Genomic DNA, 23,121 nt, shown 5'->3' on the forward strand with positions numbered 1-23,121 from the left:
GCACTGCTCGAACCCGGCCGCGCTGCGCCGCGTAGCCTCAGGGCCATGCATGTGCTCGTCCTCGGCGGAACCACCGAAGCCCGCCGGCTCGCCGCCGACCTCGCCGCCCGCCCCGGCGCCCGTGTGACCACCTCGCTCGCGGGGCGCGTCAGCCGCCCGGCCGCGCTCGAAGGAGACGTACGCATCGGGGGGTTCGGCGGAGTGGACGGCCTGGCCGCCTGGCTGCGTGACCAGGAGGTGGACGCCGTCGTGGACGCCACCCACCCCTTCGCCGCCACCATCAGCGAGCACGCGGTCCTTGCCGCGGCGGCCACCGGCGTCCCGTCCGTCATGCTGCGCAGGCCGGGCTGGCGTCCTGAGCCGGGCGATCACTGGCACGACGCCGCCTCCCTCACCGAAGCGGCGGCGCTGCTGCCCGCGCTCGGGCGCCGCGTCTTCCTGACCACGGGTCGCCTCGGCCTCGCCACCTTCGCGGACGTAAGCGCGGTCCCGGACCTGGCGGAACTCCACTTCCTCGTACGCTCCGTGGAACCGCCGGACCCGCCCCTGCCGCGCCACACCGAGGTGCTCCTCGACCGCGGGCCCTACACCGTCGAGGGCGAGACAGCGCTGCTGCGGGAGCACCGCATCGACGTCCTGGTGACCAAGGACAGCGGCGGCGCGGCCACGGCGGCCAAACTCACCGCCGCCCGCGCGCTGTCCGTACCCGTGGTGATCGTCCGGCGCCCCAGGCCGCCACAGGGCGCGACAGTGCTGCCGGACGAGGAAAGCGTGCTGTCACACCTGGGGCGTGGCCCCGGCCTAGGCCCTGCCTACCCTGCCTGACGGGACCGGGAGCGGCTTCCTCGCCTCGGGGGCCAGGCCATGCTCCAGATCCTCCACGAGCAGCCGCTTCGCGATCGCGTCCACGGCCTTGACGAGGTCCTGGTCGGCGGGACGGCCGCTGTCCTTCTCCACCTGCTCGCCCAGCCACTTGGCCCACGCCTTGCCGATCACGTCGGCCTCGCGTTCACCGGCGGGGGTGTGCGAGAAGAGCATCCCGGAGCGGGTGAGGAACCCTTCCTCGACCATGCGGTCGAAGACCGGCACCAGGACTTCCGCCGGCAGCTGACGCCGGGCGGCGATCAGGCTCAGACTCGAGTGACCGACCATCCGGTCGAAGAGCGTCACCTGCATCACGGCCCACGCGCCCGCGATGTCGAGCCGGGTGTCGGACTCGCGGATGACACGACGAGCGGTGTCCATGCCGGTACTGCGGATGATGTTCCCGACCGCGAGCTCGAGCACCCGGTCCGGGCTGCCGCTCGACGTCGGCGACGCGAAACCCTCGCCCATGTCCGAGGAACTCATCCGCGCGCTGTCCCGCAGCTGCACCTGCTTGAGGAAGAGCGCCACCAGGAACCCGAGCAGTGCCACGGGCACCGTCCACAGGAACACGGTGTGCAGTGTGTCGGCGTACGCCTTGATGATGGGCGCGGCGGCTTCCGGGGGAAGGCCGTGCAGCCCCTGCGGACTCTGCGCGGCCTTGGCCACCACGGCGGGATCCGCGGCCCCGGCCCGGGCCGCCGCCGCGACCCCGTCCTCCAGGTTCGGCTTCAGCGTGTTCGCGTAGATCGTCCCGAACACGGCGGTGCCGAAGGAGCTGCCGAGCGTACGGAAGAAGGTGACCCCGGAGGTCGCCGTGCCCAGGTCCGAATAGACGACGGTGTTCTGCACGGCGATCGTCAGGACCTGCATGCAGAGCCCGATGCCGGCGCCGAGGACGAACATGTACAGCGATTCGAGCCAGGCGCTGGTCTCACTGCCCATGAGCGAGAGCAGATAGAGCCCGAGCGCCATCACCAAGGCACCAATGATGGGAAAGATCCGATACGTGCCGGTCTTGCTGACCACATTGCCGCTGAAGATCGAAGCGATGAGCAGCCCGATCACCATGGGCAGAGTCCGCACGCCCGAGACAGTGGCCGAGTCCCCATCCACGTACTGGAGATAGGTCGGCAGGAACGTCATCGCGCCCAGCATCGCGAAGCCGACGATGAAGCTGAGGATCGAGCAGACCGTGAAGACGGGATTGGCGAAGAGCCGCATCGGCAGCATCGGTTCGGCGGCCCGCGTCTCGACCACACAGAACAGCGCGAGCGCGATCGCGCCGCCCACGAACAGCGCGATGATGGTGCCCGAACCCCACGCGTACTGGTTGCCGCCCCAACTCGTCGCCAGGATCAGCGCACTGGCGCCGATCGCGACGAACGCGATGCCGAGATAGTCGATGACGGGACGCACCGCCGACTTCACGACGGGGATCGTGCGGGCCGCGGCGATCACCACGACGATCGCGATGGGCACGTTGACGTAGAAGGCCCAGCGCCAGGTCAGATGGTCGGTGAAGAGCCCGCCGAGCAGCGGCCCGATGACAGTGGCGACACCGAAGACGGCACCGATCGCCCCCTGGTACTTGCCGCGCTCGCGCAGCGGGATGACATCGGCGATCAACGCCATAGAGGTCACCATCAGCCCGCCCGCGCCGATGCCCTGAAGGGCGCGCCAGGCGATGAGCAGCGTCATGTTGGTCGACAGACCGCACAAGAAGGAGCCAGTGATGAAGACGATCGCCGAGACCTGAAAGACGATCTTCCGCCCGAAGAGATCACCGAACTTGCCGACCAGAACCGTGGCGACGGTCTCGGCGAGCAGATACGACGTCACGACCCACGACATGTGCTCGGCACCGCCCAGATCCGCCACGATCGTGGGCAGCGCGGTGCCCACGATGGTCTGGTCGAGCGCGGCGAGCAGCATCCCCAGCATGATCGTCACGAAGACGATGTTGCGGCGGCGCTTGTCCAGGACGGGCGGCCCCTGGGCAGGGGCCTCGGCGGCGGGCTCGGCGGGCTCGGCGGTCGTGGTCACACCGTCACCCTCACACCGCGCATGGGCCTGTGCATGCGGGGCCGGTCCGGTCCGGTGACGTTCGCCGGTGAGGGCGTTCAGTCCAGATTGCGGCGCAGCAGATAGGTGTCCATGATCCAGCCCTTGCGCTCGCGCGCCTCGGCCCTGAGGGCCTCGATGCGGGGAGCGGCTTCGTCGAGCGGCCCGGAGACGAGGATCTCGTCGGCGGTCCCGATGTAGGCGCCCCAGTAGATGTACATGTCGCCGCCCTCTCCGCCTTGGTACTGCCGGAACGCTTGGTGAGCATCGAGCATGACCACGACATCATCGACACCGTCGGGAAAGCCGCCGTCGGCGAGGCGGCGCCCGGTGGTGATCTGCACGGGGCGTGCGACGCGGTTCAGACCGGTGCGGTGCTTGGCGGCGAGCGAGGAAACGCTGCTGATACCGGGCACGACGTCGTACGAGAAGGTCACCTCGCCCCGGTCGAGGACCTCCTCCAGAATCCCGAGCGTGCTGTCGTACAGCGCGGGGTCGCCCCACACCAGGAACGCGCCGCACTCGTCCTCGGCCAGCTCATCGGCGATCATCCGCGCGTAGATGTCCGCACGGCGGCTGCGCCAGTCCCCGACGGCGGGGGAGTAGTCAGCGCCGCCCGCCTTCCGGTCACGCGCGGGGTCCCGCGCCTCGACCACCCGATAGGCGCCGTCGGCGCGGTGCGCGTCGAGGAGATCACGCCGCAGCTGGACGAGATCGTCCTTCTCCCCGCCCTTGTCGAGGATGAAGAACACGTCGGTGCTCTTCAGAGCCTTGACGGCTTGCAGGGTCAACTGGTCGGGGTCGCCCGCGCCAATACCGATGACATGAATCTTTCGCACGCCGAGAGTCTGCCGTATGGGGGAGGCGGGGGGCGGGGCGGGGCGAGTGGTGCCGGGTCGTGCGGGCTCACCGGGGCGGTGCTGCAGTGCTGCCAGGCCGGGGTTCGTGGGGCGCGGCTCGGGGCGGGGCGGTGCTTAGGGGTTGGCACCCTCGGGCGCTGCTCGGCGGGGCAGTGTGGTGCCGGGGTGTTCCGCCCGGGATGTCCGGTGTCCGGGCCGGGGCGTTCGGGCGGGACCGCGGGACCGCGGTGGCTGTGTCAGTTGCCTCCGCGCAACCGCGGCGCGTGCTCGGCGGCGTCCACCGCCGGCCCGTCCCCCTCCAGGGACTGCGCCAACTCCTGCGCCCACGCCACGAGTCCGTCCACGTCGATCCCGTACGGCCGCTCGCCCCACTTCCCGCCGCCGATCGCACCCGCCCCCCTGCGCAGCAGCCGCGCCCCGCCCATGAGGTTGCCGCGGGCCGAGTGGGTCAGCCCAACGGCCAGCTGCGCGAGCCCCTTCCACAGGTCGCGCTCGTCATCGGGCCCCGACTTCCAGGCGTCCTCGAAGACCTCGTGGGCGTGAAAGGGCCGCCCCGCGTCGAGCAGCGCCTGCGCCTGAGTGACCGTCTCATCGGGCGTACGCGTGACCCCCTCGGGCTGCCGTTCCACGCCGTCGGTGCCGTACGGCAACGGCCGCCCGAGCCCATCACGCGGCCGCGCGTTACGGGCCCGCCCTTCGGCGTCACGGTCACGGTCATCGGGGCGAGGTGCGGTGCTCATACGCCGATTGTCCCTCGCCAGGCGCCCGGCAGGGGGCGCCGACCACCCCCGAACGTGGGGTAAAGTTCTGTCTGCGCGATCACGCAGAACACCGCGGGACACGCGCACCGGGACGTGGCGCAGCTTGGTAGCGCACTTGACTGGGGGTCAAGGGGTCGCAGGTTCAAATCCTGTCGTCCCGACTTGTGTTCTCACAGGTCGGAGGCCGCTTTCGCAGAAATGCGAGGGCGGCCTTCACTGTTTTCCGGACCGTGGTGGTCGCAGTGTGGTCGCCTTCGCGCGTGCGGGGCGGGTACGTGGCAGGGTCGGTGGGCGCCGCAGCAGGGGAGTACGGCCGTGTCAGCTGGTGCTGGCGTTGGTGGGGGTGGTCGCGGCGTGGTCGCAGCTGTTTCAGCAGGCGGTGCAGGGTGCCGGTTCGTTCTTGGTCGGTGAGGGTTTTGTCGACGGCTTCGCGTGCGGCTTGCTGGGTGAGGTGGCTGTAGAGGTTGGCCGTGGTGGAGAGCGTCGAGTGACGCAGGGGCTTGGAGACCACAGTGAGGGGGATGCCGGCGGTAATGGTGAGCGTGGCGGCCAGGTGGCGGAGGTCGTGCACGGTGATCCGCGGGACGCCGGCCTCGGCAGCGCCGCATCGGGGCGGCTGTGGTATCGCGGCAGCCGCCCCGATGGGTGACGCTATGCCCATTCCGCCCGAGGCCGGCCAGCGCGGCGAGCTTGTCGGCGGTCATCGCGACTTCGGCTCGTTCCTCTCCCAGCCGGACCGAGTCAGGCTGCGGCTCAGGCGGCAGTCCGCGTGTCAGCAGTTAGAGGGCCTTCAGAATCGTGGACTTGCCGGTGCCGTTCTGGCCGGTCAGTACGGTGAACGGTTGGGCGTCCAGTTCCGAGAGCTCTGCGTGACGGATGGCCTTGAAGCCGGTGACCTTGATGGATGAAAGGCGCATCGCAATACCTCAACAGCGTGGAAGTAAGGCCTGGTTGGCCGGTCCCGCGTCCCGCACGGCCTTCAGGCAGAGTCACAGTAGTGGAGGTCGATAAGTATCCGGAGACATTCACCGCAACCCCCTCCTGGGCTGGCCTGGCCAGGGCTTCTTCTGGGCTCTGGCAGCACAGGGAGCCGTCACGATCCGTGAAGGGACCGTTCGATTCCGGACCGTGAACCGGGGAACGCCTTGCTGTGACGCCGTGGGTGACGCTTCGGCACATCCCTGTGGAAGGGGCGGGCAGCATGTCACTCGTACGTGGGGCGGAGTCGCTGTTCCAGCAAGCCTTCCGCTCTTGACGCTGGAAAATCCGGCCATGGGAACTGGTTGGCGGACACGGCGGGTCGGCGTGCTCTATCTCGTGCTGGCAGTCGGCGGTATAGCCGGGGCCATGGGCATTGCCTTCCGTTTCGACCTGCGGGTGGCCGAGACGGCAGCTGCGCTGCTTCCGTCCGTAGGCGGCCTCTACCTGTCCTGGGCAACCTTCCGTGCCGATAGGCGGGAGGCAACCGACGGGTACGGCGCGGCCCAGATCGCCGATCGGCTCGCGGTGGCCGTACGGGGCCAGTGGGAGTCCGAGGCCCGGGTGCGGCGGCTGAACGACCCCTATCCGCTCCCGGTCTCCTGGCAGGCAGCCGATCCGCGATTCGGCGAGTCGTGGTCCCTCCTGCGGGAGATGGCCGGAGACTGGCCATCCGGCCGGTCGGCTCCTCCCCCCGGCTGGGTCACTGAGCCTGCTGAACTGGCCGGAACAGGCGGGGAGATCACCGAAGTGTTCCTGGAACGAGTGCCGACACGCCGCCTTGTGGTCCTCGGCGACCCGGGAAGCGGGAAGACGATGCTGCTGATCCGCTTGGTGCTGGCCTTGGTCGCCGAGCGCGCAGAGGGAAGCCCGGTTCCGGTACTGTTCGCGCTGGCCTCGTGGAATCCTGCGGAACAGACGCTGGAATCCTGGATGGCGGAACGGCTCGCGCGTGACTACAGCGGTCTCGGCGCCCCGGCGGCAGGGCATGCGGATCACACCGGGCAGGTCAGCCACGCCCGGGCACTACTGGAGCACCGACTGATCCTGCCGGTCCTGGACGGGTTCGACGAGATTCCCGAACCGTTCCGCGCGATGGCGTTGGACGCGATCAACGCCGCCCTGCCGCTCGGCCAGCCGCTGGTGCTGTCCAGCCGAGTGACGGAGTATGGGGACACGCTGGCCCCGGCCCGCGGTGTACCGGTGAGGCTCTGCGGTGCCGCCGCTGTGGAACTGCGTCCCTTGGACGCGCCGGACATCGCCGACTATCTGAAACGGGACGCCGGTGGCCAGGCCATGAAGGCGGCTGCCCGCTGGGATCCGGTGGTCCGCCTGCTCGGTACCAATGCCCCCGTGGCACGGGCGCTGACCACACCGCTGATGCTCTTTCTGGCCAGGACGGTGTACAACCCCCGGCCGGGAGAACATGACACTGTCCTCCCCACGCCTGCGGACCTGTGCGATCTGACCCGCTTCCCCGACACCGCAGTCCTCCGGGCTCATCTCTTCGACGCGTTCGTGCCGGCCGCCTACCGGCCCCATCCGCGGTATCCGTGCCGCTGGTCTCCCCAGCAGGCCGAGTACGCCCTGCGGTATCTGGCGCGACACCTGCAACACACCCTGGGCGGTACCACTGACCTGGCCTGGTGGCAATTGCGCCGTGCGCTGCCGCCCCGTGTCGCCCAGGTGGTGACAGGAGCTGTCCTCGGTACCGTGGCCTGGATCGGCGCCACCGTGGTGGGCAGGCTCACGGCGCTGCTCGCCGGCCTCGACTCCGGATGGCAGACGGGCCCGCCCGCAGCCATCGTCGCGGGTCTCGCCGGAGGGGTCGCGGGCGGCATCGGCTGCGGCATCGTCGCGGGGGCAACCGGGGGCATCGTCGAGGGAGTAACCCACGTACTCACCACGGGGCAGTCGGGATTGCTTCCGACCGCGTTGGCCTATGGACTCGCCTACGGCTTCGCCGGTGGAATCGTCGGTGCGCTGTCCAGCAGACTCGCGCTCCGCCGGCCCGCGCCGGTCTCAGAGCCCCAACACCGCGGGCTCTGGGACTGGCGTATGTGTGCCCTCGGCTTCACCGCCGGGGCCGTCCTCTGGTTCTCCTTCCGTCACAACTACGGCCCGACGGCCGCGGTCGTCGGTGCCCTCGCCAACGGGGTGATCTACGCACTGGCCGGCGGAGCCGTCGGCGCTCGGGCAAGCAGCCTGTCCGCACACCGCCCGGGCGCTATCCCGACCGCCCGCACGCTGTGGGCCTGGAACTGGCGGGGCTTTTCGGTGGGCCTCGCCTGCGGTTCCACCATCGGCTTCACCCACTGGACCGTGCTTAAGATCCAGTCGCTCCTCACGGGCACGCCCTCCTACACCTTCACAACGATGCTCGCGTTCTCAAGCGCATTCGGGCTTGCTGTCGGAATCGCCCACGGCCTCGCCGGAAAACCCGCTGATCTCGCCACCTCGGTCGGACCGGCCGCTCTCCTGGAGCAGGACCGCAAGATCTTCCGAAGGCTGTGGGTTGTCGTCGGCCTCGCGGTCGGCGCCGCGTTCCTCCTCTGCTACGGCGTCGAATACGTCGTACAGGGCGGGCTTCACTACGGGTTGGGCCGGGGGACCGCGAGCGGACAGGCGATCTCGATGAGCCCGCCCCACATCCTCGACCGCGGCCTCGCTTACGGCCTCACCGTCGGTCTTGCGGCGGCGCTCAGCCACAACGCCTGGTGGTACTTCACTGTTACCCGCTACCACCTTGCGGTGCGCCGACACCTCCCCCGGGATCTGACCGCCTTCCTCGCCGACGCCCATGAACGACGCGGCGTATTGCGCCAGGTAGGAACAATCCACCAGTTCCGTCACATCGACCTGCAGTACCATCTTGCCGCCCCAGGACGGTCTCAGGAGCCCGGAGCGTCACACCCGCCACTGCCCTCGCCACGCTTCCCGCAATCGCCGGTACGCGAACGCTGAGCGGGTGATACTGCTGGACGGCAATGTGTGCAGGGAGGTAAAACCCCAAGGGGTTGAGTGGGGCGTCTGAGGTCGCAACTCGCCTGCCAGGAAGCCCCATTGACCGTCCATTCTGCCACTCTCGACCTGCCCCACGCCCTGGTCGGGGTGGTCACCGTGCTCATCGCCATGCGTCACGGTGACCGCCTATGCCTGCTGCCGCCGTACCAGCGGGGGCGCGTCACGAGTGCGCTCCTGGACTCTGCGCCTGCCGAAAACCCCATCCGCGCCGCTGAAGCGGCATGTTGGTACTCGTGCAGCACTCCGCCTAGGCGGTTTGTCCGGCGCACTTTCAGTTGGCTGATGTGTGTGGGGGAGTGGTGCGGAAACGGCGCGTAGGGGTGCTGACTGGTCTTTCGCTTGGTGGGGCCGGTGGGTGTTGTAGTGCAGTTCGAACTGGTGAAGTGCGTGACGCAGGTGGCGCTCGTTGAAGGTGAGCGCGCGGTCCAGGAGTTCGTGGCGGCAGGTTTGGATCCAGCGTTCCATGATCGCGTTCATGCGCGGTATCCGGACGCCGGTGCGCACGACTTGGATGCCGGCGTTGCTCAGGATTTCGTCGAAGAGGGCGGGGTACTTCGTGTCCCGGTTCCGGATGCGGCGGGTGGCGTGCTCGATGACCGCGAGGATGTCCTGGCGCTGGCCGGTCAAAGTCACTGTCTCGATGAAGTCGCAGGCCATCAGGGCGTCGGCCTGGGAGCGTAGGAAGTCGGCCCAGGGGGTGGCGGCCCGGTCGGGCGCGGGGTCGATGCCCTCGGAGGTGAGGATCTCCCAGATGGTGGTGCGGCGATTTTGATGCCGGGCGTGGTGAGTTCGCCGTGCACCCTGCGATAGCCCCACGAGGGATTCTCACGGACCAGGCGCAGGACCAGTCTGCGGATCGAATGGACCGTGGGCGGTCGGCCCGGCCGGCAGGCGCGGGCGTGGCGCCCGCTTCATCAAGTCGCGATGCCAGCGCAGCACGGTGTCAGGCCGGATCAGTAGGCGCAATCGGCGCAGGATCTTGCGGGGTAATGGCACCAGCAGAGCCGGCAAGGAACACCCGGTCTTCCGGAGCAAGCTTCACCCGGTCCGCGCCGAGTTGTCGCTCAAGGACGGTGAGCTGGTGGCGCAGGGCGAGGATCTCCGTGACCCTGTCGCGGTCGCTCACCGGCGGCAACCGCAGCGCGCCGAACAGGTTGGTGACGGTCAAGTAGACAAGACGCAGCAGCACAAGTGCTCATCCTGCCGCACCGTCGCAGACGCTCCTGAGCTGCATGGATGGCATTCTCAGCAGATGCAGAGTTCGAGGCTGCGGCGCATGCGGCTGCCAAGCGGGCCCGTCAGGCGGCCTTCGAGTGATCACGTACCTCCTCGACGCTTCCGCCCCGTGGCATCTTTTTCGTACGCCGGGGGCGTTGCGGCCCTGGGAAGGGCATATCGCCGCCGGGGTCATCGATCTCTTGGTGTGTGCGACAGCGACCCACCACGATCACCCGGTGCTTCACGTGGACAACGGCTTCGCGCGAACCGGGAGTGGAGCAGTCGACCACCTGCGGAGATGGTCTCGATGGGCCCCAACCGGGCGGGCCGGCACCGCCACCGCGACCGAGGTCAGCATCCCGCGGCAGTGTGGGTACCGCGCATCGGCCGAACGCACCTGCGCACGCATCGTGATTGTGCCGAAGTGCACCCTGGACGCGATGACGGGAACCACCGCCAATACCCGCCCGCTCACAAGATCAGCGGCTGAGCCGGATTGCGTGATCGTGGATGGGGCACAGCTTCTTGCGCCGGCGGCGTCATCGCAGGAAGAACCGCCTGGTGAAAGCGGAATGGCGGAATATCAGAACCGCGAAGTGGTCTGGCTCCAGCCCCGGGATATTGCCGGAACATCTCTGACCCCGCACCAAAAGAGTGCCGCGTCGTTTACCAGGGCCCCCAGGCCAGGTCACGGCAGCGGGTTTTGAACTTCGTGGATATGGTCATGCGCAGTCTTGCACTCAACACTCCCCCTGGTGGTGCACGAGCATAAGCAATCGCATCAGGGAGAGGTGTGGACGGAAAGCCTCTTCATTGAGTGTCCGCACCGGCTCAATGCCCCGTTCGCAAACCGAAACGCTCGCGGTCCCCCCGCACACTTTTCCGTAATGCGGAAAAGTGTTTCTGCATGTCGGTAGATTATGGCTCGGTGGCAGAACTGTCAACGCCGACTACCGAACGTCGTGAACGTTCTCCTGGTGGGCGCCGGGTACATCGACGAGCTGTAGGGCCGCCGCTTTCACGCCAGCCTCGAATCGGCTCTCGGCGTCGAGCTTCTCCATGATCGACGTGGTCATGCGGCGCAGGGTGCGCGGCGAGATGCCGAGGGCCCGGGCGATCGAGTCGTCCTTGCTGCCGTTGGCAAGCAGCTTGATCACTGCCGTCTCGCGCTCGTCCAGTTCCACTTCGCCGGGGGTCTCCACGGCGCCCTTGGGGGCCGCCGTGGCGTCGGGCGGCACCGTGCCGTGCACCCAGCAGTGCTCGAAGGTGCCGCGCAGCAGCTGGCAGATGTCGGGGCCGCGGGCCTCCAGTGCGGTCATCTGTCCGTCACGGGGTGAAGCGGACATGTAGGCAAGGGCGTTGTCCACGAGGATCATCCGGAACGGCAGCACGGAGGCGAGTCGAACCTCGCAGCCGGCGTCCTTCAGGGCGGCCAGATGGGCGCGGCCGTGGGGCAGGCTCGCCATCGAGTTGAGGTGGATGGCCCGCATGGTGACGCCTCTGTTCAGAGCGGTCTGATTGCGTTCCATGCTCTCCTGGAGCATGCGCTGCGGCAGGGGCGAGCCCGGGTGCATGCTCAGGATCTCGTTCTGCGCCTTGATGGCCGCGCCGTGCAGCGCGGCGGCGATGCTGTCCTCGCCGATCAGCAGATTGAGCTGGGCGTCGCTCTCCGTCCTCGACTGCAGGGCGAGGAGATTGGAGCCCAGGATCGCCATGGTCTCCGACAGCTCTTCGTTGAGCGTGAGCCGCTCGCGTATCGCCTGCTGCTCGAGGGCGAGCAGCTGCGCCAGGGCCGTCTCCGGGTGGACGGCGACGAAGGTGTCGCCGGCGGTGGCGGGCCGGATGAGGCCCAGCTCGAGCAGAAGCGCCTCGGCTGCTTCGAAGGTCTGGTCGCTCAGCTTGAGGCGGGTCCGGGCCGCCGAGGTGCTCGTCCCTGATTCGGCCAACATATGGCGGAAGAGTTTGTGAGCGTCGACTGCGGTTTCCTGGCGCATGGGTCCCTCGATATCGGGCGAGCTGGCGGGTTACCACAACTTTCAACGGTTCAAGTTTGAAACTGACTTGCCCCCCAGGCGGGCCCTTCGGACCCGCTGCTGCACGTTAACTCATGACTTCCGCTTATGGACATGGCACTGAGTGGCCACGGTTCCCGCTGGACTCTTGCAGGTTGAATCAGAAAGGATCGTGATGTCGATGCCCGGTGGCGGCTGAAAGGCGGCCAAGGGTTTCCGCCCGGTGTTCGTGCGAACCATGGCCCGTTTATCGGGAAGAACTCGCCCGGCGCACCGGATTCTTTCTCTCCTGGCGCAGCGATGGCGCTGCCCGGAGAGCTCCGGGGAATCTCGGTGGGCATAGCCCCGACCGGATCACGTCTTTTGCATTACAGGGGGGATGACTGCGCGATGGCATGGACCACGTTGCCGGAACGCGTCGGCACACAGGCAGAGCAGTGCCCGGACGCCCCGGCCCTGCTCTGGCACGGGCAGGAGATCGGCTACGCCGAGCTGAGCAGCCTGGCCGGCACGGCTCGCCGAGGCCTCGAAGCGCTGGGGCTACCGGGCGAGGGCCCGGTAGCCCTGGTGGCCAAGAAATCTCCGCAGGCCGTCGCGGTCCTGCTCGCCTGTCTTGCCCTGCGTCAGCCCGTGCTCATCCCTTCCGCCGAGCTGGGTGAGGAGACGCTGGGCGAACTTCTCGCTCGGGCCGGCGCTCAATGCCTGCCCAGTCCCTCGGAGTTGACGGACCAGGCGGCACACTCCGGCCTCGTGCTCGGCGAGCCGGCCGGCCCCGAGGGCTCCAGGTGTGCGGCCCTGCCCGAGGACACCACTTTCCTGCTGACCACCTCTGGCTCGACCGGACTGCCCAAGGCCGTGCCCGTGTCCGCCGCCGCCCTCGACCGCTTCACCGCCTGGGCCGGGCAGCGGTTCGGGATCGGACCGGGATCCACGGTGCTCAACTACGCCCCGCTCAACTTCGACCTGTGTCTCCTCGACATCTGGACGACCCTGGCGAGCGGCGGCTGCGCGGCCCTCGTGGACCAGGACCTGGCGGTCAACCCGGCCCATCTGCTGCAGCAGTTCCAGGCCCGCCCGGTCCAGGTGGTGCAGGGCGTACCGATGCTCTTCCAGCTGCTCGGGCAGGCCGAACGGCGCTCCCGCGGCGATGAGTTCGCGCAGGTCGAGCACGTCCTGCTGACCGGCGACGCAATCTCCGCGAAGGGGCTCGGAGCCCTGCCGGGGCTCTTTCCGAAAGCCAGGCTGCACAACGTCTACGGCTGTACGGAGACCAACGACAGCTTCGTCCACGAGATCGACCCGGCCGTGGATCCGGGGCGCTACGGTTCGGTGCCGATCGGCCGCCCCGTCACCGGCGCCGGCGCGCTCGTCCTCGATGAGGAGGGCGCCGTCCTCACCGGTGCGGGCCGGGGTGAACTCATGGTTCGTACGCCCTTCCAGAGCGCCGGATACCTCGACCCCACCCTGGACGACGGCGTGTTCGTCCCGCACCCCGGCGGCGGCTCCGCCGAGCCGGGCGCGACCGGGCGCTGGTACCGCACCGGTGACCTGGTCCGACGCCACCCGGACGGGACGCTGACGCTCGAGGGCCGGCGCGACTTCGTGGTCAAGGTCCGCGGAGTACGCATCAACACCGCCGAGGTGGAAGAGGCGCTGCGCCGGCATCCGGAGGTGTCGGACGCGGCGGTGCTCGCCCTCCCCGACGAGCGGGCGGGCAAACGGCTGCACGCGGTCGTGCAGCGCACCGAGCATTCGGCGCTCAACGGGCTTCAACTCCGCGAGCACGCTGCCAAGTTGCTGCCCAGAGTCGCCATTCCCTCGAAGGTCGACCTGGTGGACACCGCGCTGCCCCGCACCCCCACCGGAAAGCTCGACCGCAAGGCCGTACTGGGACAGCTGCCCGGGCAGAGCGCCTGACTCCCGTACGAATCCACCCCGCTGCGGTACGCCCCGTCCGGCTGCCCTGCGGGCTCGCCCGGCTCGCCCGTGCGACCCGTCCGATTCCCGTATGAACCCGTCACTCTTTCAGGAGGCCGACATGGCACGTATCGACGACATCAAGAAGTACCTGGTGGAGGAGTTCCTGCTCGACATCCCCGCCGACGAGCTGGCCGACGACTACGACCTGCTGGCCAACGGCGTGATCGACAGCCTCGGCCTGCTCACCCTGGTCAGCTGGCTCGAGGACCGGTACCGCCTTGACATCGACGCGATGGAGATCGCCCCGGACAACTTCCGTTCGGTCGGCGACATCGAGACGTTCGTGGCCTCGGGCGACGTGCCGGCCGGAGCCAAGTAGCCGTGACCGAGCTGCTCCACAGCCTCGTGGCCCGCACCCGGCCGGTGACCGTCCAGGAATGGGACGGCTTCTGGGACCGGCTGCGGCACAAGGAACTGCACCCCGGAGAGGCCCTCGCCACGGTCAGTGCGCTGTCCACCCGGATGCCGCAGGCGCAGACCGCGGTGGCGCTCGTGGCCTCGCTGGACGCACGGCGCGAGCAGCCGGCGTCCTGGCCGGGCACGGTCAACGTGGTCGGCACCGGGGGTGGCCCTGCCACTTTCAACCTGACCACCGCTTCGGTCCTGGTCGCGGCCGCCACCGGCGTCAAGGTCGTGAAGACCGGGTCGCGCGGCTACACCAGCCGATTCGGCTCCATCGACCTCCTCGAACGCCTCGGCATCCCCACCGCCTCCTCGTACGCCGAGTGCGAGGACATGCTCGACGCCCATGGCATCGCCTTCGCGGACGGGTTCGTCTACCCGGCGGAGCTGAGCCGTCTGGCGCGGGCGATCCTCCCGTACGGCATGAAGCAGGTCGGCCGGATCTTCAACGTCCTCGGCCCCTTCCTGGCGGCCGTTCCGGTCGGCGCCCAGCTGACGGGAGTCTCCGACGCGGCGCTCGTCCCGGCCCTGGCGGAGGTGGCGGACTCGCTGTCGGGGCGCGAGGTCTGGCTGCTCCACAACAACCACGGGGTGGACGAGCTGATCGGGTTCGCGAGGAACACGATCCGTACCGGGGCAGGCAGCCCGGACCTGACGATCGAGCCCGGAAATCTGGACGGGGTGTGCCTCCACCCGGGCACGCTCGCCGAACTGGGTCCGAGTTACGACGACGCAGGGTCGCCGGTACCGCAACTGCTCGCGCTGCTCGGCGGGGACGGGCCCGACGCCGCGCTGCAGAGCATCTGCCTGAACGCGGCCGCGGCGGCGGTCGCTTCGGGCACCCGCACCGATTGGGCGGAAGCCTTCCGAGTCGCTCAGGAGGCGGTGCACTCGGGCGCCGTGCTCGAGTTGGTCGAGCGGCTGCGCGCACTTCGCCGGGCGCAGTCGCACCCGGCGGGCAACCAGGGGAAGCCGGTGATGGCACGTGTCGGCTGAACCGACCCACGTAGCAGGCGCGTCGGAGCGGCGGTTCTTCGCGGGGCGCGGACCGTCGGACCCGGGGCTCGCGCTCTTCGTGAACGCCGGCGACCCGGGCCTGGACCGGCTGCGCGACCTCGTCCTGCTCCTGGACGAGGCGGGCGTGGACTGCCTGGAGCTCGCGGTGCCCTTCCCGGACTCGGTCACCGACGGCCCGGTCATCCGGCGCTCCGCCCGCCGGGCCCTGGACAGGGGGACGGACCTGGACGCCGTCCTGGGGTTCATCGCGGCGGTGCGGCCCCGGCTGCGGCACACCAAGGTGGCGTTGCTCGCGGACTGGCGGCACTCCGTGCGGCCCGTGGGGATCAAGGAGTTCGTGGCCAAGTCCCGTGACTGCGGCGCTGACGGCGTCCTGTTGCACGGACTGCCGCCACGGGCGGCCCCGGGCTATCTGGAGGCCGCCGAGCGGATCGGCCAGCCCGTCGTCACCAGCTGTTACGCCGGGTCGGACCCCGACGTACTGGCGCAGGCGGCCCGGCATGCCACCGCCTATCTCTATCTCGTCGCCCACTACGGGCGTTCCGGTACCGCCCCGCCGCCGCGGGCGGACGCGCTGAGGCCGGTCCTCGCCACCCTGCGGGGCAGCACGGCCGCGCCGATCGCCGTGGGCTTCGGGGTGCGGACCGGTGCGGACGTCCGGACGATGGGCGCGCTCGGTGCCGACGCGGCGATTGTCGGCACAGCCCTGGTGGACCGCGTCGAGCAGGCGCAGAACGCCGGCGGCGACTTGCTCGCCGAGGTCGGCCGGTTCGTCGAAGGGCTGCGCCCGGAACCGGTGCTCTGACAGTCAACTACTTATTCACAGCAGAGTCGTTGGGGGGAAATCCGTGATCATTCGCAAGCTGGAAGACGTGAAGACCGTGGACTGGGGGAATGGCGTCAGCCGCAGATTCCTCCTCGAGGCGGACAACATGGGGTACACGGTCACCGACACCGTCGTGGCCGCCGGCTCCAAGTCCCTGCTCGAGTATCGCCGCCATCTCGAAGCCTGCTACTGCATCTCGGGCCGTGGCGAGGTCGTCGACATGGCGGGGGAGAGCCACCTCATCGAGCCGGGCACGCTCTACGCCCTCGACGAGCACGACGCGCACTGGCTGATCGCCTGGCCGGAGGAGGACCTGCGCCTCGTCTGTGTCTTCACCCCGGCCCTGGGCGGTGACGAGGTCCATTCGCTGGACGGCGCGGCCTCGTCCCACTACTGACGCACCCCACCACCGTGCCGCGCACCGCCACCACCTTCCAGGAGTTCCACCGTGATCGAATGGTCAAGCGACCAGCGTGACCTGCGCGACGGCCTCACCCCGTGGTTCGAGAAGTTCGGCGACGACCACTTCCGTTACGACAAGCAGGCCGAGTTCCCCCGCGTGCCGTGGGACGCCGTGGCCCGGTCCGGGCTGCTCCGGCTGCCGTTCGGCGAGGAGTGGGGCGGGCTCGGACAGTCGCTGCTCACCACCATGTACGTCCTCGAAGGACTCGGCCACGGCTGTCGCAATGGCGGACTCAACTTCTCCGTCACCACCCACATGGTCAGCACCGGCGTGTCGCTGCAGCGGTTCGGCTCGGCCGAGCTCAAGCGGCGCTATCTGCCGGGCATCTGTGAAGGAACGACCATCGGCGCGCATGCGATCAGCGAACCGGGCAGCGGCTCGGACGCGATGAACATGCGCACCACCGCCGCCGTCGCCGACGGCGATCACTTCGTGCTCAACGGCAGCAAGACCTTCGTCAGCAACGGCCCGGTGGCCGACCTGATCGTCGTCTACGCCAAGACGGACCCGACGGCGGGCCCGCTCGGGGTGACCGCGTTCCTGGTGGAGCGGGACACCCCTGGGCTCACCGTCGGCAACCCCATCGAGAAGATGGGCCTGAAGGCCTCGCCGCTGTGTGAGCTGTACTTCGACGGCTGCCGGGTGCCCAAGGCGAATGTGATCGGCCGGGTCGGCACCGGCTTCCTGGTGCTCGATCACGTGATGAAGTGGGAGATCCTCTGCTCCTTCATCGTCGGCACGGGCGAGATGCAGCGCCGCTTGGAGAGCTGTATCGCGTACGCCGGTGAGCGCACGGCGTTCGGGCAGCCGATCGGTGGCTTCCAGTCGGTGGCCAACCGGATCGTCGACATGAAGATAGGTCTCGAGACCTCCCGCAAGTGGCTGTACGACACCGCACAGAAGGTCACCGCCGGGCAGAAGGTCACGGTCGATCTGGCCACGGCGAAGCTGATCGCCAGCCGGGCCGCGCTCGAATCCGCGCTGAGCGCCGTCCAGATCTTCGGCGGCAACGGCTACATGGCCGAGTACGGCCTGGAGCAGGAGCTGCGCGGAGCCGTCGCCGGAACCATCTACTCCGGTACCACCGAAGTCCAGTACAGCCGCATCGCCTCGATGCTCGGCCTGTGAGCCGGAGGAGCGGGAGAAGCGGGAGAAGCGGGAGAACAGCTGTGACAGGGAGAACGACCATGCAACCCACACTCGCCGCCACCGACTTCCTCGACCACGGCTCCGCCGAGGTGACCGGGTTCGTCGACAAGGTGCTGCCCGATGGCGGGGCCGACGACCGGGACCGGGCGGTGCGCCTGTACTACGCGGTCCGCGACACAATCGGCTACGAGATCTACGGCGCCGACTTCTCCCGCGAGGGGCTGACCGCGTCGCAGGTCGTCAAGGCAGGCAAGGGACTGTGCATCCACAAGTCCGTCCTGTACGCCTCCGCGCTGCGCTCGGTCGGTATTCCGGCCCGGCTCGTGCTCACCGACGTACGCAACCATCTGTCGTCGCCGAAGATCCGGGAGTTCATCGGCGGTGACGTCTTCCACTACCACGCGCTCACCTCCGTACGGCTCGACGGCCGTTGGATGCGGGCCACCCCGGTGTTCAACCGGCTGCTCTGCCGCCTCTACGGCATGCGGCCGCTCGACTTCGACGGCACCGCCGACAGCGTCTACCACCCCTATGACGGCCAGGGGAAGGCGCACATGGAGTTTCTCAGAGAGCACGGCGAGTTCGACGATCTGCCCTACCAGCAGATCCTCGACGGCATGCGCAGCGCGCACCCGAAGATCTTCGCCGGCCCTGACCGGACCCGGTTCGCCGACGGGTCGCTGGTGGCCGATGCCGCCGCCGAGCCTGCCTGATGTCCCATCAATTCCCTTTGTTGATCAGCCTTTTCACCGAAATCGCGAGGACTACCGACGTGGACACCATCAAGTACCAGCTCCGTGACGACCAGATACCCACCAGCTGGTACAACATCGCCGCCGATCTCCCGCGGATCGACCCGCCGCTGCACCCGGGCACCGGGCAGCCTGCCACCGTCGACGACCTGACCGGCATCATGCCCAAGGAGCTCGCCGAGCAGGAGCTGACCCTGGAGCGGGACATCGAGATCCCCGCCACCGTGCGGCAGATCTATGCGCAGTGGCGTCCCTCGCCGCTGTTCCGTGCCCGCCGCCTCGAGCAGGCGCTCGGCACCCCGGCGCGCATCTACTACAAGTACGAGGGCGGCAGCCCGGCCGGCAGCCACAAGCCGAACACGGGTATCGCGCAGGGCTTCTACAACAAGGAAGCAGGCATCCGCGCTCTGGCCACCGAGACCGGCGCCGGCCAGTGGGGCTCGTCCCTCGCCCTGGCCGGCGCGTTCTTCGGCCTCGAGGTCAAGGTCTTCATGGTGAAGGTGAGTTATCACCAGAAGCCCTACCGCAGGGCCCTGATGCACACCTACGGCGCCACCTGTGTGCCCAGCCCCTCCACCGAGACCGCGGCGGGCCGCGCCATCCTCGCCGAGGACCCGGACTGCCCCGGCGCGCTCGGCATCGCGACCTCGGAGGCGATCGAGGTCGCCATGAACGACCCGTTCACCAACTACGCCGGTGGCAGCGTGCTCAACCACGTCGCGCTGCACCAGACGGTCATCGGGCAGGAAGCCCTGCTGCAGATGGACATGGCCGACGACTACCCGGACATCGTGATCGGCTGCGCCGGCGGCGGGAGCAACCTGGCCGGTCTCACCTTCCCGTTCCTCGGCGAGCAGCTGCGCGGCGGCAAGCAGGTCCGGGTGATCGCCTCCGAGCCCGAAGCCTGCCCGACCCTGACCAAGGGCCAGGTCGCCTACGACTTCGGTGACACCGCGCAGCTCACCCCGCTGCTCAAGATGCATACCCTCGGCCACTCCTTCGTCCCGCCGTCCATCCACGCCGGCGGCCTGCGGTACCACGGCATCGCCCCGCTGGTCAGCCAGGCGCTGCAGGACGGTCTGATGGAGGCGCGGGCGGTCCCGCAGACCGCCTGCTTCGAGGCCGGCCTCACCTTCGCCCGCAGCGAGGGCATCGTGCCCGCCCCCGAGTCGACGCACGCCATCCGCGCCGCCATCGACGAGGCCCTGCGCTGCCGCGAGGAGGGCAGGTCCGAGGCGATCCTGTTCGGCCTGTCCGGCCACGGCCACTTCGACCTTGGCTCGTACGAGAAGTACATGGCCGACGAGCTGGCGGACGAGGGCTACGACGAGGAGCTGGTGGCCCGCTCACTGGCCCGCATCCCCGCTCCCTTCGGTCAGGTCTGATCCCCGTGTGGCTGAAGGTGTGCGGACTCACCCGCACCAGCGAGATCAGACTGCTGAGCAGCTCCCCGGTGACCACGGTCGGCCTCTGGTACGGAGTGCCGGACGGCAAGGCCGACCTGACGCGGGACGAGCTGACGACGCTGGCGGGGCTCGCCCTGGAGCGCGGCCTTGAGCCCGTCCTGGTCACGCTCCTCGACGACCCGGAGCAACTGCGCGATGCCGTACGGGCATCGGGGGTGCGCCGCGTCCAGCTGCACGGCTACACCACGCCGCGGCAGGTGGCCGCGGTCCGGGCGGCCCTGCCGGACGTCGTGCTGCTCAAGGTGCTGCATGTGCGCCGCGGCAAAGTGCTCGAGAAGCCCTTCGTCACGGCCTTCGAGCGTGCGGGCACCGACCTGTTCCTGTTCGACTCGGTGGGCGACGACGGGCGGATCGGCAGCACCGGCAAGCCACTTGACCCCGCGGCCCTGGAACCTGTGCTCGACACGGTACGGATCCCGTTCCTGCTCGCCGGCGGGCTGACCGCCGACACGGCCAAGGAGCACGGCGCGGCCCTGCGGCACGACGGATTCCTCGGCATCGATGTGGACAGCGGGGCGCGCAGGCCCGACGGCACGCTTGCCCCGCTGATCATCGATGGGATCCGGCACGCCTGGAGCGAGGAACTGCGCCGCCGCAGAGAGGAGCTGCGCCATGCCGTCGCCGTCAGCTGATTCCGCACCCGCCGAGCTCACCGGCGGCGGACGCTTCGGTGCCGCGCTGCGCACCGCCGACACGCCCGTGATCATGGAGCTCAAGCGCAACAGCGCGCACGGCGCCGACTTGTTCGCAGGCCGTCCGGTCGGCGAACTGGTGGCGCGGTACACGGAGCTCGGCGCGCCCGCGCTCTCCGTGGTCACCGGGTCCTGGTTCGGCGGCACACCCGAGCTGCTCGAAGAGGTGGCCGCGGCCACCGAACTGCCGCTCCTTGTCAAGGACTTCTTCACCAAGGAGAAGCAGATCGCGGCCGTGGCCGCCGCCGGGGCGTCCGCGGTCCTGCTCACCGCGACCGTGCTGCCGCGCACGGTGCTGCGCCGGCTGATCGGGATCTGTCTGGAGCACGACGTGACCCCGTTCGTCGAGATCACCTCCGAGGCCGAACTGGCCACGGTGGAACAGGCGCAGGACTGTGTCATCGCCGTCAACAACAAGGACATCCGGCAGCGCGAACGCGACACCGGAGACCTGGGGCGCAGCCATCGGTTGATCGACCGGGTCCGCGCCACGGGCACCGCCGTACCGGTCAGCGCCAGCGCCATCGAGACCCCGGGCGACGCGGCCGGACTGCTGTCCGCGGGCTATCGAGGGCTGCTGATCGGTACGGGTCTGCTGCGGGCCGCCGACCTCGACGCCTGGTTCGGCGAGCTCAGGGCCCTGTGGCCCCCGGGCGCGCACGACACCACCGGGGCCGACTCCCGTAAGGAGCGCACTCCATGAGCGGCAACCCCGGCCTTTCGGTGCGCGCCGCACTGGCCCAGCTGCGGGCCCAGGAGCCCGAGGCACTGCACGAGTACACCGAGCCGATGCCCGTGGCGGAGGTGGCGGCGCACTTCGCCGCCGCCCACGCCGGCGTACCGGCCGTCGGGGTCTCCCGCAGCGAGCCCGCGGTGCTTTACCGCGGCGTCAAGGGATTCCAACTCCCGGTCCTGCTCGGTCTGTACGGTGACGCGGCCCGGCTGCGGCGCTGGCTGCCGGGTCTGCCGGACCGGGCCGCCCCGGACACGGTGGTCCCGCTGCTCGCAGCGGCGGCCCGGACGGCGCCGCGCGAGGTGGCCGACGCGCCCTGCCGTGCGGTGGCCGCCGTCGGCGACGAGGTCGATCTGCTCCGGCTTCCCGTACTGACCAGCACACCTCGGGACGCGGGCCCGTATCTGACCACCGCACTGATCCGGGCCGAGGACCCGGTCACCGGGGAGACCGCGCTCTCCTGCCACCGCATGCTGGTGCTCGACCGGTCCCGGCTCACCGTGTGGATGGTGCCGGGCCGCAAACTCGGCGAGCTGCACCGGCGGGCCCTGGAGCGGGGCGATCGCCTCCCGGTCAGCGTCAGCATCGGGGTGCCGCCCGCCGTCATGGTGGCCTCCGCGGTCAACACGGCCTTCCTCGGGCCGGGTGACGCTCCGTCGGCGGACGGGGCCCTGGTCGAGCCCTCGGTCGACAAGCTGGCCCTCGCCGGGGCGCTGGCCGGCGAGGCGATCGAGCTCTCGCCGGGCCTGACCCAGCCCGTGCCCGCGCTCGCCCAGGCCGAGATCGTCATCGAGGGACACCTCGACGACCAGGTGGCGGACGAGGCCCTCGATGGCGCCGAACCGGGGCTTTCGCTGCCGGAGTTCCTCGGCTACGACGGCCGGGCCCGGTCCGGCCTGCCGGTGCTCACCGTGACCGCGGTCACCACCCGCCACGACCCCCTCTACCAGGCGGTCGTCGGCCCCGGCCGGGAGCAGTCGTATCTCCTCGGCACCGCCGGGGCGCTGTCCGTCGCACTCTCCCTGCCGCACCACCCCGGCCTGGCCGTCCACGACCTGCACTTCGCCGCGGCCGGCGGCGGCATGCTGCTGCTCACCGTCGCGGTGCGCAAGGCATCCGCCGCGGGGGACGCCGCCCTGCCCGGCCTCGCCCGCGAGATTCTGCGCCGGCACCCCTTCGTCAAGACGGTCGTCCTCACCGACGAGGACATCGCCGTCTCCTGTACGGAGGACGTGCTGTGGGCGATGACCACCCGCTCGAATCTGGCGGCCGACTGTACGGAGTGGACGGATCTGGGGCCCGTACCGATGGACCCCTCCCAGACCGAGGCCTGGGCCGAGCACCGGGCGGCGGGCCGGATCCCCGGCCGGGTGGCCCTCGACGCGACCACCCCCTTCGCCCTGCGCGAGACGACCCGACGCAGCTTCACCGTGCCCGCGCCCCGGCCCGACTGAGTGCCGAGCGGACCGGCCCCTGGCCTGTAGCGGCCATGGCCGCTTTGTGGCACCGCGGCATCGCCCCGACCATGCCCGTGCATGGCTAAGGTCGACTGTCCGGTGCCCTGAACAGCACGCCGTCGTGCCGAGTCGCCCGCGTCAGGACGTGGCGCCCTGTGCCGCCGCGTCGTACGAACCCCGCGGCAGCCGCTGACGCCGGCGGATCCGCAGGGGCCCCCGCTCGTGCCGCAGCGCCGCGGCCCGGCAGCAGACGAATGAACAGACGACAACGAGACGTTGCGCGGGCGTCGTCCGCGAAGGAGCACCGGGACATGTCGAAGAGCCTCAACGAGGACGAGTACCGCGCCATCGTCGAGTGGAACGGCGGAGCGGCCGGCGCCGCCCGCCCGGAGCCGGCCGACGC

At 69.6% G+C, this 23,121-nt stretch carries 22 protein-coding genes and 1 tRNA gene; 15 read left to right on the top strand and 8 right to left on the bottom strand.

Going from position 1 to position 23,121, the window contains the following annotated elements:
• Positions 1–45: 45 nt before the first annotated feature.
• Entirely contained in the window at positions 46–825 is a 780-nt protein-coding gene (locus tag ACWGI2_RS05640) for a cobalt-precorrin-6A reductase (protein WP_453694172.1), read from the top strand.
• Here ACWGI2_RS05640 and ACWGI2_RS05645 read toward each other — a convergent pair.
• From ACWGI2_RS05645 to ACWGI2_RS05655, 3 genes are all read right to left on the bottom strand, one after another.
• Complete coding sequence (locus tag ACWGI2_RS05645; protein ID WP_453694174.1) at positions 802–2,910, bottom strand: MDR family MFS transporter; 2,109 nt, start codon at positions 2,908–2,910, stop codon at positions 802–804. The genes ACWGI2_RS05640 and ACWGI2_RS05645 overlap by 24 nt on opposite strands.
• 77 nt (positions 2,911–2,987) lie before the next feature.
• Positions 2,988–3,767, bottom strand: a complete 780-nt coding sequence (gene cobF / locus ACWGI2_RS05650; RefSeq protein ID WP_453694176.1) for a precorrin-6A synthase (deacetylating) — start codon at positions 3,765–3,767, stop codon at positions 2,988–2,990.
• 257 nt (positions 3,768–4,024) lie between these two features.
• Positions 4,025–4,528 carry a DUF309 domain-containing protein gene (locus tag ACWGI2_RS05655; protein WP_453694177.1) on the bottom strand — a complete coding sequence of 168 codons (504 nt, stop codon included), beginning with the start codon at positions 4,526–4,528 and terminating at the stop codon, positions 4,025–4,027.
• A 108-nt stretch (positions 4,529–4,636) separates the two neighbouring features.
• On the opposite strand from ACWGI2_RS05655, the gene ACWGI2_RS05660 reads away from it, so the two are divergent.
• A tRNA-Pro gene (locus ACWGI2_RS05660) sits at positions 4,637–4,710 on the top strand.
• Here the strand turns inward: ACWGI2_RS05660 and ACWGI2_RS05665 are convergent.
• Together ACWGI2_RS05665 and ACWGI2_RS05670 are read right to left on the bottom strand one after the other, a co-directional pair.
• A complete protein-coding gene (locus ACWGI2_RS05665) occupies positions 4,692–5,120 on the bottom strand; it encodes a hypothetical protein (protein WP_453694179.1) in 429 nt (142 codons plus the stop codon). The genes ACWGI2_RS05660 and ACWGI2_RS05665 overlap by 19 nt on opposite strands.
• A gap of 208 nt (positions 5,121–5,328) precedes the next feature.
• Positions 5,329–5,466 (bottom strand): AAA family ATPase, encoded by a 138-nt coding sequence (locus ACWGI2_RS05670; RefSeq protein WP_453694181.1) that lies wholly within the window; start codon positions 5,464–5,466, stop codon positions 5,329–5,331.
• 355 nt (positions 5,467–5,821) lie between these two features.
• Here ACWGI2_RS05670 and ACWGI2_RS05675 point away from each other — a divergent pair, with 355 nt between their 5' ends.
• The gene (locus ACWGI2_RS05675; RefSeq protein WP_453694183.1) at positions 5,822–8,491 is read left to right on the top strand and encodes an NACHT domain-containing protein; all 2,670 of its coding nucleotides are present in this window, start codon (positions 5,822–5,824) and stop codon (positions 8,489–8,491) included.
• A gap of 186 nt (positions 8,492–8,677) precedes the next feature.
• Here the strand turns inward: ACWGI2_RS05675 and ACWGI2_RS05680 are convergent, their stop codons facing one another.
• Positions 8,678–9,028, bottom strand: coding sequence for an integrase core domain-containing protein (locus ACWGI2_RS05680; RefSeq protein WP_453694669.1), 351 nt, complete (start codon positions 9,026–9,028; stop codon positions 8,678–8,680).
• Here ACWGI2_RS05680 and ACWGI2_RS05685 point away from each other — a divergent pair.
• Entirely contained in the window at positions 8,915–9,232 is a 318-nt protein-coding gene (locus tag ACWGI2_RS05685) for a hypothetical protein (protein ID WP_453694698.1), read from the top strand. The two genes, ACWGI2_RS05680 and ACWGI2_RS05685, sit on opposite strands and share 114 nt — an antisense overlap.
• Before the next feature lie 262 nt (positions 9,233–9,494).
• On the opposite strand, the gene ACWGI2_RS05690 is transcribed toward ACWGI2_RS05685, so the two are convergent.
• Complete coding sequence (locus ACWGI2_RS05690; RefSeq protein ID WP_453694185.1) at positions 9,495–9,740, bottom strand: hypothetical protein; 246 nt, start codon at positions 9,738–9,740, stop codon at positions 9,495–9,497.
• Between the two features lie 979 nt (positions 9,741–10,719).
• Positions 10,720–11,718, bottom strand: a complete 999-nt coding sequence (locus ACWGI2_RS05695; protein ID WP_453694187.1) for a LuxR C-terminal-related transcriptional regulator — start codon at positions 11,716–11,718, stop codon at positions 10,720–10,722.
• A gap of 453 nt (positions 11,719–12,171) precedes the next feature.
• On the opposite strand from ACWGI2_RS05695, the gene ACWGI2_RS05700 reads away from it, so the two are divergent.
• From ACWGI2_RS05700 to ACWGI2_RS05750, 11 genes are all read left to right on the top strand, one after another.
• Entirely contained in the window at positions 12,172–13,698 is a 1,527-nt protein-coding gene (locus ACWGI2_RS05700) for an AMP-binding protein (RefSeq protein ID WP_453694189.1), read from the top strand.
• Between the two features lie 121 nt (positions 13,699–13,819).
• The gene (locus ACWGI2_RS05705) at positions 13,820–14,080 is read left to right on the top strand and encodes an acyl carrier protein (RefSeq protein ID WP_160508957.1); all 261 of its coding nucleotides are present in this window, start codon (positions 13,820–13,822) and stop codon (positions 14,078–14,080) included.
• A 2-nt stretch (positions 14,081–14,082) separates the two neighbouring features.
• Positions 14,083–15,159, top strand: coding sequence for an anthranilate phosphoribosyltransferase (locus tag ACWGI2_RS05710; protein ID WP_453694191.1), 1,077 nt, complete (start codon positions 14,083–14,085; stop codon positions 15,157–15,159).
• Positions 15,149–15,985, top strand: coding sequence for a tryptophan synthase subunit alpha (gene trpA / locus ACWGI2_RS05715; protein ID WP_453694193.1), 837 nt, complete (start codon positions 15,149–15,151; stop codon positions 15,983–15,985). The genes ACWGI2_RS05710 and trpA overlap by 11 nt, the downstream gene beginning before the upstream one ends.
• Positions 15,986–16,028: 43 nt before the next feature.
• Positions 16,029–16,403, top strand: coding sequence for an ectoine synthase (locus tag ACWGI2_RS05720; protein WP_453694195.1), 375 nt, complete (start codon positions 16,029–16,031; stop codon positions 16,401–16,403).
• 51 nt (positions 16,404–16,454) lie between these two features.
• Positions 16,455–17,597, top strand: coding sequence for an acyl-CoA dehydrogenase family protein (locus tag ACWGI2_RS05725; protein ID WP_453694197.1), 1,143 nt, complete (start codon positions 16,455–16,457; stop codon positions 17,595–17,597).
• Positions 17,598–17,656: 59 nt separating this feature from the next.
• Positions 17,657–18,331, top strand: coding sequence for a transglutaminase-like domain-containing protein (locus tag ACWGI2_RS05730; protein WP_453694199.1), 675 nt, complete (start codon positions 17,657–17,659; stop codon positions 18,329–18,331).
• Positions 18,332–18,390: 59 nt separating this feature from the next.
• On the top strand, positions 18,391–19,755 hold the full coding sequence (locus ACWGI2_RS05735) for a TrpB-like pyridoxal phosphate-dependent enzyme (protein ID WP_453694201.1): 1,365 nt from the start codon (positions 18,391–18,393) through the stop codon (positions 19,753–19,755).
• A 5-nt stretch (positions 19,756–19,760) separates the two neighbouring features.
• A complete protein-coding gene (locus ACWGI2_RS05740) occupies positions 19,761–20,468 on the top strand; it encodes a phosphoribosylanthranilate isomerase (protein ID WP_453694203.1) in 708 nt (235 codons plus the stop codon).
• Entirely contained in the window at positions 20,449–21,231 is a 783-nt protein-coding gene (locus ACWGI2_RS05745) for an indole-3-glycerol-phosphate synthase (protein ID WP_453694205.1), read from the top strand. Before ACWGI2_RS05740 ends, ACWGI2_RS05745 begins: the two co-directional genes overlap by 20 nt.
• Entirely contained in the window at positions 21,228–22,715 is a 1,488-nt protein-coding gene (locus ACWGI2_RS05750; RefSeq protein WP_453694207.1) for a UbiD family decarboxylase domain-containing protein, read from the top strand. The genes ACWGI2_RS05745 and ACWGI2_RS05750 overlap by 4 nt, the downstream gene beginning before the upstream one ends.
• Positions 22,716–23,121: the final 406 nt, after the last annotated feature.

The organism is Streptomyces sp. NPDC054866 (genome assembly GCF_053610745.1).

Excerpts from the sequence above, each read along its gene's own strand:
- ACWGI2_RS05640 (WP_453694172.1), top strand. The coding sequence starts at position 46 with ATGCATGTGCTCGTCCTCGGCGGAACCACCGAAGCCCGCCGGCTCGCC.
- ACWGI2_RS05655 (WP_453694177.1), bottom strand. The coding sequence starts at position 4,528 with ATGAGCACCGCACCTCGCCCCGATGACCGTGACCGTGACGCCGAAGGG.
- ACWGI2_RS05670 (WP_453694181.1), bottom strand. The coding sequence starts at position 5,466 with ATGCGCCTTTCATCCATCAAGGTCACCGGCTTCAAGGCCATCCGTCAC.
- ACWGI2_RS05675 (WP_453694183.1), top strand. The coding sequence starts at position 5,822 with ATGGGAACTGGTTGGCGGACACGGCGGGTCGGCGTGCTCTATCTCGTG.
- ACWGI2_RS05680 (WP_453694669.1), bottom strand. The coding sequence starts at position 9,028 with ATGAACGCGATCATGGAACGCTGGATCCAAACCTGCCGCCACGAACTC.
- ACWGI2_RS05695 (WP_453694187.1), bottom strand. The coding sequence starts at position 11,718 with ATGTTGGCCGAATCAGGGACGAGCACCTCGGCGGCCCGGACCCGCCTC.
- ACWGI2_RS05700 (WP_453694189.1), top strand. The coding sequence starts at position 12,172 with ATGGCATGGACCACGTTGCCGGAACGCGTCGGCACACAGGCAGAGCAG.
- ACWGI2_RS05705 (WP_160508957.1), top strand. The coding sequence starts at position 13,820 with ATGGCACGTATCGACGACATCAAGAAGTACCTGGTGGAGGAGTTCCTG.
- ACWGI2_RS05730 (WP_453694199.1), top strand. The coding sequence starts at position 17,657 with ATGCAACCCACACTCGCCGCCACCGACTTCCTCGACCACGGCTCCGCC.
- ACWGI2_RS05745 (WP_453694205.1), top strand. The coding sequence starts at position 20,449 with ATGCCGTCGCCGTCAGCTGATTCCGCACCCGCCGAGCTCACCGGCGGC.
- ACWGI2_RS05750 (WP_453694207.1), top strand. The coding sequence starts at position 21,228 with ATGAGCGGCAACCCCGGCCTTTCGGTGCGCGCCGCACTGGCCCAGCTG.